This window comes from Enterobacter sp. 22466 (assembly GCF_052044775.1).
Lineage (GTDB): Bacteria > Pseudomonadota > Gammaproteobacteria > Enterobacterales > Enterobacteriaceae > Enterobacter > Enterobacter dissolvens.
Map to the genome: position 1 here is coordinate 279,196 of NZ_JBQENX010000006.1, position 12,763 is coordinate 291,958.

The window sequence follows — 12,763 nt, forward strand, 5'->3', positions numbered from 1 at the left end:
AGTCGTGCTGTGTAACAACGATTAAATATCGATATTCGCCGCTTTCAGCGCGTTCTCTTCGATGAAGGCACGACGTGGTTCAACCGCATCACCCATCAGGGTGGTGAACAGCTGGTCGGCAGCAATCGCGTCTTTAACGGTAACGCGCAGCATGCGACGGCTTTCCGGATCCATGGTGGTTTCCCACAGCTGATCCGGGTTCATTTCGCCCAGACCTTTATAACGCTGGATAGAAAGGCCGCGACGGGACTCTTTCACCAGCCAGTCCAGCGCCTGCTCGAAGCTGGCTACCGGCTGACGACGTTCGCCACGTTCGATGAACGCATCGTCTTCGATCAGACCACGCAATTTCTCGCCGAGGGTACAGATACGACGGTATTCCGGGCCGGTCACAAACTCGTGCTCCAGCGGGTAATCGGTATCGACGCCGTGGGTACGCACGCGAATAATCGGCTCAAACTGCTGAGCAGCATTCTGCTGAACGTCGAACTTCCACTGGCTACCGTGCTGCTCTTTCTCGTTCAGCTCGCTCACCAGAGCGTTTACCCAGCGGGTCACAGCCTGCTCGTTGCTCAGATCGGCTTCAGTCAGGGTTGGCTGATAGACCAGCTCCTTCAGCAGCGCTTTTGGATAGCGACGCTCCATACGACCAATCATTTTCTGCGTGGCGTTGAACTCAGACACCAGACGCTCCAGCGGCTCACCTGCCAGTGCCGGGGCGCTGGAGTTTGCGTGCAGGGTCGCGCCATCAAGTGCGATCGCGATTTGGTACTGATCCATCGCGTCGTCATCTTTAATGTACTGTTCCTGTTTGCCTTTCTTCACTTTGTACAGCGGCGGCTGTGCAATGTAGACGTGGCCACGTTCAACGATTTCCGGCATCTGACGGTAGAAGAAGGTCAACAGCAGCGTACGGATATGCGAGCCATCGACGTCCGCATCGGTCATGATGATGATGCTGTGATAGCGCAGCTTGTCCGGGTTGTATTCGTCACGGCCAATGCCGCAACCCAGCGCGGTGATCAGCGTCGCTACTTCCTGTGAAGAGAGCATTTTGTCGAAACGCGCTTTCTCAACGTTGAGGATTTTACCTTTCAACGGCAGGATAGCCTGGTTCTTACGGTTACGGCCCTGCTTCGCAGAACCGCCCGCGGAGTCCCCTTCCACAAGGTACAGTTCGGACAGCGCCGGGTCACGTTCCTGGCAGTCAGCCAGTTTGCCCGGCAGGCCAGCTAAGTCCAGCGCGCCTTTACGACGGGTCATTTCACGGGCTTTACGCGCCGCTTCACGGGCACGCGCTGCATCGATAATTTTACCGACAACAATTTTCGCGTCGTTCGGGTTTTCCTGCAGGTAGTCGCTCAGCAGTTCGTTCATCTGCTGTTCAACCGCCGATTTCACCTCAGAGGAGACCAGCTTGTCTTTGGTCTGTGAGGAGAACTTCGGATCCGGCACTTTCACGGAGACAACAGCGATCAGGCCTTCACGGGCGTCATCACCGGTGGCGCTGACTTTCGCTTTTTTGCTGTAGCCTTCTTTGTCCATGTAGGCGTTCAGGGTACGGGTCATCGCCGCACGGAAGCCGGCAAGGTGCGTACCACCGTCACGCTGTGGAATGTTGTTGGTGAAGCAATAGATGTTTTCCTGGAAACCATCGTTCCACTGCAGGGCCACTTCCACGCCGATACCGTCTTTTTCGGTGGAGAAATAGAAGATATTTGGGTGAATTGGCGTTTTGTTCTTGTTCAGGTATTCAACGAACGCTTTGATACCACCTTCATAGTGGAAGTGGTCTTCTTTGTTGTCGCGTTTGTCACGCAGACGAATTGAGACGCCGGAGTTCAGGAACGACAGTTCACGCAGGCGTTTTGCCAGGATGTCGTACTCGAATTCGGTGACGTTGGTGAAGGTTTCGAGGCTCGGCCAGAAACGCACCATGGTACCGGTTTTTTCGGTATCGCCGGTCACCGCCAGCGGCGCTTCAGGCACGCCGTGCTGATAGATCTGACGGTGAATTTTGCCTTCGCGCTGGATAACCAGTTCCAGTTTCTGCGACAGGGCGTTTACCACGGAAACACCTACGCCGTGCAGGCCGCCGGAGACTTTATAGGAGTTATCGTCAAATTTACCGCCTGCGTGCAGAACGGTCATGATCACTTCTGCAGCAGACACGCCCTCTTCCGGGTGGATACCGGTCGGGATACCACGGCCGTCATCCTGTACGGAAACGGAGTTATCGGCGTGGATGGTGACGATAATGTCTTTACAGTGACCCGCGAGCGCTTCGTCGATAGCGTTATCTACCACCTCGAATACCATGTGGTGCAGACCGGTGCCGTCATCCGTATCGCCGATATACATACCCGGGCGCTTACGCACCGCATCCAGCCCTTTCAGGACTTTGATACTGGAGGAGTCATAAGAATTCGACATCAACGTTTCTCGCTCATTTCAACTTGGGTTAATCCGTTATTTTACCCTTTTCCACGGTAAACATCTTCGAATTTTCGTCCGACATGTCCATAACGTGTTCAGCGCTAATGGCGCTGACGAAAACCTGCGACTGCGTGGCTTTTAAGCGGCTGGCAAGCAGTCCGCGCCGCGCGTCGTCAAGTTCCGAGGCAAAATCATCTATCAGGTACAGGCAGCGTCGCCCACTCTCACGGGTTAAAAACTCCCCCTGCGCCAGGCGCAGCGCGCACATCAGGAGCTTGAGCTGCCCACGCGACAGTGTGTCTTCCACCGGCGCACCGTCAGCACGAATGCGGAAATCCGCCTTGTGCGGGCCGTGCGCGGTGTAGGTCAACATACGGTCGCGCTCGAAGTTTCTCTCCAGCACGTCGGCATAATCCGTCTCTTTTTCCCAGCCACGCTGGAAGGAGAAGGTGAGAGAAAATTCAGGTAAAAACTGTTTGCAGGTGTCGGCCATATCTTCGGCGATACCTGCGCTGTATTCGGCACGCCAGCGGCTGATTTGTTCCGCAAGAGGAATTAATTCCATGTCCCACGGGCGCAGCTGGGCGTAGCGCGTGACCTGGCGCAATGCGGCGTTACGCTGCTTAAGCAGACGCTTCAGGTTGCTCCAGGCGTTAAAGAAACCGGCTTCGTTGTGAAAGCATCCCCAGTCGAGGAACGCTCTTCTGTATTTGGGGCCGCCGTTGAGTAAAGTAAACCCCTCCGGCGTGATCAGCTGCATCGGCATCAGCAGCGCCAGCTCCGCCACTTTGTGGCCGTCGGTACCGTCGATGCGCACCTTGCTGTCGCCCTGCTTGTCCTTGGTCAGGCCAATGGCGGTTTCCCGCTCCGCCCCCTGCAAACGCCCGTGCAGGACAAAGGATTCCTGCTCGTGGCGAATCACGCGCCCAATCTGCAAACTGCGAAACGCCCGACCGTGGCCGAGCGTATAGATGGCTTCAAGCACGCTGGTTTTGCCGCTGCCGTTCGCGCCAACCAGGAAGTTAAAGCCAGGGGATAAAGCGAGATCCGCGCTTTCGATATTGCGAAAGTCGCGGATCAACAGACGGGTGAGCGACATTACAGTCTCATTGGCATAACAACATAAGCCGCGCTTTGGCTGGCCGCATCTTCAATCTGTACGCTCGAAACGGAGTCAGTCAGCAGAATGCGAACGTTCTCGCATTTCAGTGCATTCAGCACATCCAGCACGTAGCTGACGTTGAAGCCGATTTCCATCTCAGCCCCGGCGTAGGTGACATCCAGAATCTCTTCTGCCTCTTCCTGCTCCGGGTTGTTGGCGGTGATTTTGATCTGGTTTTCGCTCACATACAGGCGCACCCCACGGAATTTCTCGTTAGAGAGAATCGCCGCACGGGCAAATGCCTGCTTAAGGCTATCGCAACCCGCTTCCAGCGTTTTGTCCGGATTCTTCGGCAATACGCGGCGATAATCCGGGAAACGACCATCAACCAGCTTGGATGTGAAGACGAAATCGCCCACGTGTGCGCGGATGTTGTTGCTGCCAATCTGCACGCGCAGCGGCGTGTCGCCACCGTCGAGCATACGCATCAGCTCAATCACGCCTTTACGCGGCACGATCACCGAATGGTTTGGCAGCGCGTCACCAATCGGCATAGAACAAACCGCCAGACGGTGACCGTCGGTGGCCACGGTACGCAGCTCTTCACCTTCGGTTTCGAACAGCATGCCGTTTAAATAGTAACGAACGTCCTGGTGCGCCATAGAGAACTGCGTGGCTTCAATCAGACGCTTCATCGTCGCCTGCGGCAGGGTGAATTCAACTTCACTTTGCCAGTCATCCAGGTTCGGGAAGTCAGCAGCAGGCAGCGTAGAGAGGGAGAAACGGCTGCGGCCAGAGCGCACCAGCATACGGTCGCCTTCCAGCTGCACCGCGATCTCAGCGCCTTCCGGCAGCCCACGGCAGATATCAAAGAATTTACGTGCCGGAACCGTGGTCGCGCCTGCGTCGTGCGGCTGAGTCAGCGTAACGCGCGCGATCATTTCCATTTCCAGGTCTGTGCCGGTCAGCGACAGCGTACCGTCCGCGACCTGAAGCAGCAGGTTTCCGAGGATAGGCAGCGTTGGGCGGCCACCTAATGGGCCACTCACCTGTTGCAGCGGTTTTAATAAATGTTCACGTTCAACGGTAAATTTCATAGCGTCACGATGATAATGTTCTGATTAAATTGGAAAAATCTTCTTTTATGTCGTGGCTTTCTTCGCGTAACTGCTCAATCTTGCGACAAGCGTGCAGCACGGTCGTATGGTCACGGCCACCAAACGCATCGCCGATCTCCGGCAGACTGTGGTTGGTTAACTCCTTTGCCAGCGCCATCGCCATCTGACGCGGGCGCGCCACCGAGCGGGAACGACGTTTAGACAGTAAATCTGCCACTTTGATTTTGTAGTACTCGGCCACCGTCTTCTGAATATTGTCGATAGTGACCAATTTTTCCTGCAGTGCCAGCAAATCGCGCAGCGCTTCACGCACAAAGTCGATGGTGATCGCGCGGCCGGTAAAGTTGGCATTGGCGATTACGCGGTTCAGCGCCCCTTCCAGCTCACGTACATTTGAGCGCAGGCGCTTGGCAATGAAGAATGCCACTTCACCCGGCAGGCGAATGTCATTCTCATCGGCTTTTTTCATCAGGATCGCGACGCGGGTTTCCAGCTCCGGCGGCTCGATCGCCACGGTCAGGCCCCAGCCGAAGCGGGATTTCAGACGATCTTCCACACCGTTGATCTCTTTGGGATAACGATCCGAGGTCAAAATGATCTGCTGGTTACCTTCCAGCAGCGCATTGAAGGTGTGGAAAAACTCCTCCTGCGATCGTTCTTTATTCGCAAAGAACTGAATGTCATCGATCAGCAGCGCATCAACAGAACGATAATAGCGTTTAAACTCTTCGATCGCATTGTTTTGCAGGGCCTTTACCATGTCCTGAACGAAGCGCTCGGAGTGCATATACACCACTTTCGCATTGGGCTTGCGCGCCATAATGCCGTTACCCACCGCGTGCAGAAGGTGCGTTTTACCCAGACCCGTGCCGCCATAGAGGAACAGCGGGTTATAGGCACCACCGGGGTTATCTGCCACCTGGCGAGCCGCCGCGCGTGCCAGCTGGTTCGATTTACCTTCCACGAAGTTATCGAAGGTGTGTTTGACGTTAACGTTAGAGCGGTAGGTCGGTTCTGCCGGGGCAGGAACGTTATCCCAACCTGGACGAGCGGCAGGGGCAACGCGAGGAGCCGGCGCGGGTGCGGCCTGAGCAGGCGCCGCCACGTTTACGGTTTCACGCACCGTCTGGGTGACCGGCTTTGTGCCCACTTCAAAGCGCAGTTGCGGGGCGTCTGACCCGCAGAAATCATTCAGCAGTCCGTTGATGTTATTAAGGTACTTGTCCCTTACCCAATCGAGCACAAAACGGTTTGGCGCATACAAAGCCAGCGTGTTATCGCTCAGTTCCGCCTGCAACGGGCGGATCCACATACTGAATTCTGTGGCTGGTAACTCATCCTGCAATCGGGCAAGACACTGCTGCCAAAGCGAAAGTGACACGGCGGACTCCACTCGAACAATAAAAGAAAACTATTGAATATTCATGATTGTTGGCGCACACCGACATGACCCCATCAGGGTGATGTGCGAACCGCTATCTGCGGTTATACACGTCATCGTTGAGACAACCTGAACGATGTTGTGTTTATGCCCGGCCAGGATCGTTGGATCCCGATCGGGACCGCGGATCATAGCCTAAACTGAGCCAGAGATCTTCTGTTTCTCACAGATTCTTCCCGATTTATCCACAGGAAGATCCGAAACCGGGTAAGTGTAAACGATCCTGGCAGGAGTGCCCCACGATTTAGCCCGCATATTGGAAAATTTAATGAGAACAGACAATTTTTTGCTTAAATGATCTAACGAAGATCCAGGACGATCCTTGCGCTTTGTTGATGAGACCGTATAATCCTCGACCCGGCGCGTGATGCTCATCTTCCTGCGTCGTCCGTTGCTCATTTTCCACGCGAAATCGTGCGGAAATACGCGGGAAATAAGGAAAGAGAATTGACTCCGGAGTGTACAATTATTACAATCCGGCCTCTTTAATCACCCACGCTGAGGCGTTAGTCGTTCGAATCTCGTTCGGGTATACGCAAAAGTCAGTGAATTTATTCAAGTTTAGGTAGAAATCGCCATGAAACGCACTTTTCAACCGTCTGTACTGAAGCGCAACCGTTCTCACGGCTTCCGTGCTCGTATGGCTACTAAAAATGGTCGTCAGGTTCTGGCACGTCGTCGTGCTAAAGGCCGCGCTCGTCTGACCGTTTCCAAGTAATAAAGCTAACCCCTGAGTGGTTAAGCTAGCATTTCCCAGGGAGTTACGTTTGTTAACTCCCACTCAATTCACTTTCGTCTTCCAGCAGCCACAACGGGCTGGCACGCCGCAAATCACCATCCTCGGCCGCCTGAATTCGCTGGGGCATCCCCGCATCGGTCTTACTGTCGCCAAGAAAAACGTTAAGCGTGCGCATGAACGCAACCGGATTAAACGTCTGACGCGTGAAAGCTTCCGTTTACGTCAGCACGAACTGCCTTCTATGGATTTCGTGGTGGTGGCGAAAAAAGGGGTTGCCGACCTCGATAACCGTGCTCTCTCGGAAGCGTTGGAAAAATTATGGCGCCGCCACTGTCGCCTGGCTCTCGGGTCCTGATAGCCCTCATTCGGGTCTATCAACGCCTGATTAGTCCGCTACTCGGGCCGCACTGCCGTTTCACGCCAACATGCTCAAGCTACGGAATTGAGGCATTGCGCAGGTTTGGAGTGATAAAAGGCAGTTGGTTGACGGTGAAACGCGTATTAAAATGCCACCCTTTACACCCAGGTGGAGACGACCCCGTCCCCCCAGGACCCTTTGATACCAGAGAACACTAACGATGGATTCGCAACGCAATCTTCTTATCATCGCTTTGTTGTTCGTGTCTTTCATGATCTGGCAGGCATGGGAGCAGGATAAAAATCCTCAACCCCAGCAGCAGACCACGCAGACCACGACCACCGCAGCGGGTAGCGCCGCCGACCAGGGCGTACCGGCCAGTGGCCAGGGGAAACAGATTACGGTTAAGACCGATGTGCTTGAGCTGACTATCAACACCCGTGGTGGTGATGTTGAGCAGGCGCTGCTGTTGACCTACCCGAAAGAGCTGAAGTCTACCGAACCGTTCCAGTTACTGGAAACCACGCCTGAGTTTATCTACCAGGCGCAGAGCGGCCTGACCGGTCGTGATGGCCCGGATAACCCGGCTAACGGTGCGCGTCCACTGTACAACGTCGAGAACGACACCTTTGTACTGGCTGATGGTCAGAACGAACTCGTTATCCCGATGACCTACACCGACGCGGCAGGCAACACGTTCACCAAAACCTTCACCCTGAAACGCGGTGAATACGCAGTGAACGTGGGCTACAGCGTACAGAACGCCGGTGCGAAACCGCTGGAAGTATCGACCTTTGGTCAGCTGAAGCAGTCCATCAATCTGCCGTCTCACCGTGACACCGGAAGCAGCAACTTTGCGCTGCATACCTTCCGTGGCGCGGCGTACTCCACGCCTGATGCGAAGTATGAGAAATACAAATTCGACACCATTGCCGATAACGAAAACCTGAACGTCAGCGCTAAAGGCGGTTGGGTGGCCATGCTGCAGCAGTATTTCGCGACAGCATGGGTGCCAAATAACGACGGTACCAACAACTTCTACACCGCGAATCTGGGCAACGGTATTGCAGCCATCGGCTACAAATCTCAGCCGGTTCTGGTTCAGCCGGGTCAAACCGGTAAGCTGGCAAGCACCCTGTGGGTGGGCCCTGAAATCCAGGACAAGATGGCCGCAGTTGCGCCACACCTGGATCTGACCGTCGATTACGGCTGGTTGTGGTTCATCTCTCAGCCTCTGTTTAAGCTGCTGAAGTTCATCCACAGCTTCCTGGGTAACTGGGGCTTCTCCATCATCGTTATCACCTTCATCGTGCGTGGCATCATGTACCCGCTGACTAAAGCGCAGTACACCTCCATGGCGAAGATGCGTATGCTGCAGCCGAAGATTCAGGCAATGCGCGAGCGTCTGGGCGATGACAAACAGCGTCAGAGCCAGGAGATGATGGCCCTGTATAAAGCAGAGAAAGTGAACCCACTGGGTGGCTGCTTCCCGCTGCTGATTCAGATGCCTATCTTCCTTGCGCTGTACTACATGCTGATGGGTTCCGTTGAGCTGCGCCATGCGCCGTTCGCACTGTGGATCCATGACCTGTCCGCACAGGACCCGTACTACATCCTGCCGATCCTGATGGGCGTGACGATGTTCTTCATCCAGAAGATGTCTCCGACCACGGTGACCGACCCGATGCAGCAGAAGATCATGACCTTCATGCCGGTCATCTTCACCGTGTTCTTCCTGTGGTTCCCGTCAGGTCTGGTGCTGTACTATATCGTCAGCAACCTGGTGACCATCATCCAGCAGCAGCTGATTTACCGTGGTCTGGAAAAACGTGGCCTGCATAGCCGCGAAAAGAAAAAGTCCTGATTCGGTGAGTTAACGCTAAAATAAGGGCGGTCGATTGACCGCCTTTTTTATTTGTTTTGAACGAGAGCAACCATGAGCCATAACGACACTATCGTCGCCCAGGCAACCCCACCGGGACGCGGTGGTGTAGGCATTTTGCGTATCTCCGGCCTGAAGGCGCGCGAGGTCGCTGAAGCGGTGCTGGGTAAACTGCCAAAGCCGCGCTACGCTGATTATCTGCCGTTTAAAGATACCGACGGTACCCCACTGGATCAGGGCATTGCGCTGTGGTTCCCCGGCCCGAACTCCTTTACCGGTGAAGACGTGCTGGAGCTGCAGGGTCACGGTGGCCCGGTCATCCTCGACCTGCTGTTAAAACGCATTCTGACATTGCCGGGCCTGCGCATTGCAAAGCCGGGTGAGTTCTCCGAACGTGCCTTCCTCAACGACAAGCTCGACCTGGCACAAGCCGAGGCGATTGCAGACCTGATCGACGCCAGCTCTGAACAGGCGGCTCGCTCTGCCCTGAACTCGTTGCAGGGCGCGTTTTCCGCACGCGTAAATCATCTTGTGGAAGCACTTACTCACCTCAGGATCTACGTCGAAGCAGCGATTGACTTCCCGGATGAGGAAATCGACTTCCTCTCTGACGGTAAAATTGAAGCCCAGCTCAATGATGTGATGGCCGATCTCGATGCCGTTCGCGCTGAAGCGCGTCAGGGGAGCCTGCTGCGTGAAGGGATGAAGGTGGTTATCGCGGGTCGTCCGAATGCCGGGAAATCGAGCCTGCTGAACGCCCTGGCGGGCCGCGAAGCGGCGATCGTGACCGACATTGCCGGGACCACCCGTGACGTGCTGCGCGAGCATATTCACATTGATGGCATGCCGTTGCATATCATCGACACCGCGGGTCTGCGTGATGCCAGCGACGAAGTGGAGCGTATTGGTATCGAGAGAGCCTGGCAGGAGATTGAGCAGGCCGACCGAGTGCTGTTTATGGTAGATGGCACCACGACCGACGCTGTTGACCCGGCGGAGATCTGGCCGGACTTTATCGCCCGTCTGCCGGCTAAACTGCCGATCACCGTGGTGCGTAACAAAGCAGACGTTACCGGCGAAACGCTGGGCATCAGCAATGTGAATGGTCACTCACTTATCCGTCTGTCGGCCCGCACCGGCGAGGGCGTTGATGACCTGCGTAACCATCTCAAGCAGAGCATGGGCTTTGACACCAGCATGGAAGGCGGCTTCCTGGCGCGCCGTCGCCACCTCCAGGCGCTGGAAGAGGCGGCACGTCACCTCGAGCAGGGCAAAGCCCAGCTGATTGGCGCATGGGCGGGGGAATTGCTGGCAGAAGAGCTGCGCCTGGCGCAGCAGAATCTGAGTGAGATCACCGGGGAGTTTACGTCGGATGATCTGTTAGGGCGGATCTTCTCAAGCTTCTGCATTGGTAAGTGAACCCTGCTACTGAATGGTGGTTTCCCCTCAGGAAATCACCATTGTCCAAATGGCAACTCGCCTCTTTCCCTTTCTCCCCCTATTCTGCTTGCCTGCATTCATGGGGGTTTTATGGCTCGTTTTCTGTTCTGTAGTTTTGCGCTGGTACTGCTTTATCCGTCTGGCATTGATATGTATCTGGTTGGGTTGCCACACATCGCCCATGATCTCGGGGCCAGCGAAGCGCAACTGCACATCGCGTTTTCGGCCTATCTGGCGGGGATGGCGTCGTCGATGGTGTTTGCCGGAAAAATCGCGGACAGGGCCGGTCGTCAGCCTGTCGCCATCGCCGGTGCGGTGATTTTTGCTCTGGCTTCCCTGCTCTGCTCAGTTGCGCAGGACAGCACCCTGTTTCTTACGGGGCGCTTTATCCAGGGGATTGGTGCAGGTGGCTGTTACGTGGTGGCCTTCGCGATCCTGCGCGATACCCTAAGTGCCCAGCGGCGCGCCAAAGTCCTCTCGATGCTGAACGGCATCACCTGCATCATTCCGGTGCTGGCACCGGTCGTGGGTTATTTGATCATGCTGAAATTCCCGTGGCAGAGTCTCTTCTGGACCATGGCGGCCATGGGCGCGCTGGTATTTGTTCTGTCGATTACCGTACTGAAAGAGAGCCATCCGGGTTCGCAAAGTACGGGGCATACCGCCACCCTCCATCCGGCCGAAAAGCTCCTTAACCGCTTTTTCATCAGCCGGTTAACGATCACCACCCTGAGCGTGGCCGTGATCCTCACCTATGTAAACGTTTCCCCGGTGCTGCTGATGGAAACCATGGGCTTCGATCGCGGGCAGTATTCCACGGTTATGGCGTTAACCGCGATGGTCAGTATGGCGGTCTCGTTCTCGACGCCGTTTGCGCTGAATATCTTCCGCCAGCGCACGCTGATGCTCACCTCACAGGGACTGTTTCTCGTCGCGGGTGTGATCCTGGCGGCTACCAGCTCTCATGCGGTAATGCTGGTGGGGATCACCCTGATTTGCGCCGGATTCTCCGTTGGCTTTGGCGTGGCGATGAGCCAGGCACTTGGTCCGTTCTCGCTTCGGGCTGGCGTGGCAAGCTCCGCGCTGGGTATCGCCCAGGTATGCGGTTCGTCTCTGTGGATATGGCTTGCGGCCATAATGGGCCTTAATGCGCTCAATATGCTGATCGGGATTCTGATTGGTTGTAGCATGCTCTGCATCATTTTACTTATGGTCATCCAGCCCGCGGCGCATTATGAAGAAGCCAATCAGCAGTCTCGATCTTAACCTGTTGTTGTGCCTGCAGCTTTTACTGCAGGAACGCAGCGTCACCAAAGCCGCGAAGCGGATGAATGTGACGCCGTCGGCGGTGAGTAAATCGCTGGCGAAACTGCGCGACTGGTTCGACGACCCGCTGTTTGTCAAAACGCCGTTAGGACTCCTGCCGACGCCGCTGACCATGAGCCTGGAACAGGATCTGGCTGACTGGATGCAAATAGGCAACCAGATCCTCGACAAATTCCACCATGACGCGCCGGGCGGGCTGACGTTCGTGCTGGCAGCCGAAACACCGCTGATGCTGATCCGCTTTAACGCCCTGCTTGAGCAGGTGAACCAGCGCTATCCGCAGGCTACGGTAAAGATGCGTCACTGGGACTACGACTCGCTGGATGCCATCACGCGCGGTGAAGTGGATGTTGGCTTCACCGGACGAGAGACGCACCCGCGTTCGCGCGAGCTGCTGAAGCTGATGCCGTGGTTTATCGATTACGAGATCCTGTTCAGTGACCGTCCTTGTGTCTATCTACGCGAGGACCATCCCGCGCTTCAGGAGGAGTGGAACCTCGAGACCTTCCTGCGCTATCCGCATATCAGCATCTTCTGGGAGCGCAGTGACACCTGGGCGCTGGATGAGGTACTAAAAGAGATGGGGCGCGAGCGAAACATTGCCATGAGTCTGCCCGGTTTTGAACAGTCGATGTTTATGGCGGCACAACCCGGACATAACTACATCGCCACTGCGCCACACTACTGCCATCACTATAATCAACTCCACCAGCGGAAGTTGATTGCCCTTCCGATTCCCATTGATGAAGCGCAGGCTGAAAAACTGAACGTTCCCTTCACGCTCATCTGGCATAAACGGAACAGCCATAATCCGAAAATCCTCTGGCTGCGCGAGACCATCAAGGCGTTATATGGTGCCAGCGATCCAATTTTCGCCTAAGAAAATGTAAAGTTGGGTCCTCAGCCTTTTCTTACGACCAT

General features: G+C 55.5%; 11 protein-coding genes. 7 read left to right on the forward strand and 4 right to left on the reverse strand.

From position 1 onward, the window contains the following. Positions 1-21: 21 nt before the first annotated feature. The 4 genes from gyrB to dnaA are packed head-to-tail and all read right to left on the reverse strand — an operon-like array spanning position 22 to position 6,037. Positions 22-2,433 carry a DNA topoisomerase (ATP-hydrolyzing) subunit B gene (gene gyrB / locus ACTJJI_RS17250; protein ID WP_014830030.1) on the reverse strand — a complete coding sequence of 804 codons (2,412 nt, stop codon included), beginning with the start codon at positions 2,431-2,433 and terminating at the stop codon, positions 22-24. A 28-nt stretch (positions 2,434-2,461) separates the two neighbouring features. Next, positions 2,462-3,535, reverse strand: coding sequence for a DNA replication/repair protein RecF (gene recF / locus ACTJJI_RS17255; RefSeq protein ID WP_014830029.1), 1,074 nt, complete (start codon positions 3,533-3,535; stop codon positions 2,462-2,464). Further along, positions 3,535-4,635 carry a DNA polymerase III subunit beta gene (gene dnaN, locus ACTJJI_RS17260; protein WP_014830028.1) on the reverse strand — a complete coding sequence of 367 codons (1,101 nt, stop codon included), beginning with the start codon at positions 4,633-4,635 and terminating at the stop codon, positions 3,535-3,537. The genes recF and dnaN overlap by 1 nt, the downstream gene beginning before the upstream one ends. A 4-nt stretch (positions 4,636-4,639) precedes the next feature. Next, on the reverse strand, positions 4,640-6,037 hold the full coding sequence (gene dnaA / locus ACTJJI_RS17265; protein ID WP_014830027.1) for a chromosomal replication initiator protein DnaA: 1,398 nt from the start codon (positions 6,035-6,037) through the stop codon (positions 4,640-4,642). A gap of 637 nt (positions 6,038-6,674) precedes the next feature. Here dnaA and rpmH point away from each other — a divergent pair. The 7 genes from rpmH to yidZ all read left to right on the forward strand — a co-directional run bounded on the left by rpmH (position 6,675) and on the right by yidZ (position 12,722). Beyond that, positions 6,675-6,815, forward strand: a complete 141-nt coding sequence (gene rpmH, locus ACTJJI_RS17270) for a 50S ribosomal protein L34 (protein ID WP_000831330.1) — start codon at positions 6,675-6,677, stop codon at positions 6,813-6,815. A gap of 16 nt (positions 6,816-6,831) precedes the next feature. Then, positions 6,832-7,191 carry a ribonuclease P protein component gene (rnpA, locus tag ACTJJI_RS17275; RefSeq protein WP_014833841.1) on the forward strand — a complete coding sequence of 120 codons (360 nt, stop codon included), beginning with the start codon at positions 6,832-6,834 and terminating at the stop codon, positions 7,189-7,191. Then, the gene (yidD, locus tag ACTJJI_RS17280) at positions 7,155-7,412 is read left to right on the forward strand and encodes a membrane protein insertion efficiency factor YidD (protein ID WP_001307474.1); all 258 of its coding nucleotides are present in this window, start codon (positions 7,155-7,157) and stop codon (positions 7,410-7,412) included. Before rnpA ends, yidD begins: the two co-directional genes overlap by 37 nt. Before the next feature lie 2 nt (positions 7,413-7,414). After that, positions 7,415-9,058: a membrane protein insertase YidC gene (gene yidC, locus ACTJJI_RS17285; protein WP_014833840.1), complete on the forward strand. Its 1,644-nt coding sequence runs from the start codon at positions 7,415-7,417 to the stop codon at positions 9,056-9,058. A gap of 72 nt (positions 9,059-9,130) precedes the next feature. Beyond that, the gene (mnmE, locus tag ACTJJI_RS17290) at positions 9,131-10,495 is read left to right on the forward strand and encodes a tRNA uridine-5-carboxymethylaminomethyl(34) synthesis GTPase MnmE (RefSeq protein WP_014833839.1); all 1,365 of its coding nucleotides are present in this window, start codon (positions 9,131-9,133) and stop codon (positions 10,493-10,495) included. Positions 10,496-10,606: 111 nt separating this feature from the next. Then, positions 10,607-11,782: an MFS transporter gene (locus ACTJJI_RS17295; protein WP_050861183.1), complete on the forward strand. Its 1,176-nt coding sequence runs from the start codon at positions 10,607-10,609 to the stop codon at positions 11,780-11,782. Further along, positions 11,751-12,722: an HTH-type transcriptional regulator YidZ gene (yidZ, locus tag ACTJJI_RS17300; RefSeq protein ID WP_014833837.1), complete on the forward strand. Its 972-nt coding sequence runs from the start codon at positions 11,751-11,753 to the stop codon at positions 12,720-12,722. Before ACTJJI_RS17295 ends, yidZ begins: the two co-directional genes overlap by 32 nt. Positions 12,723-12,763 lie beyond the last annotated feature (41 nt).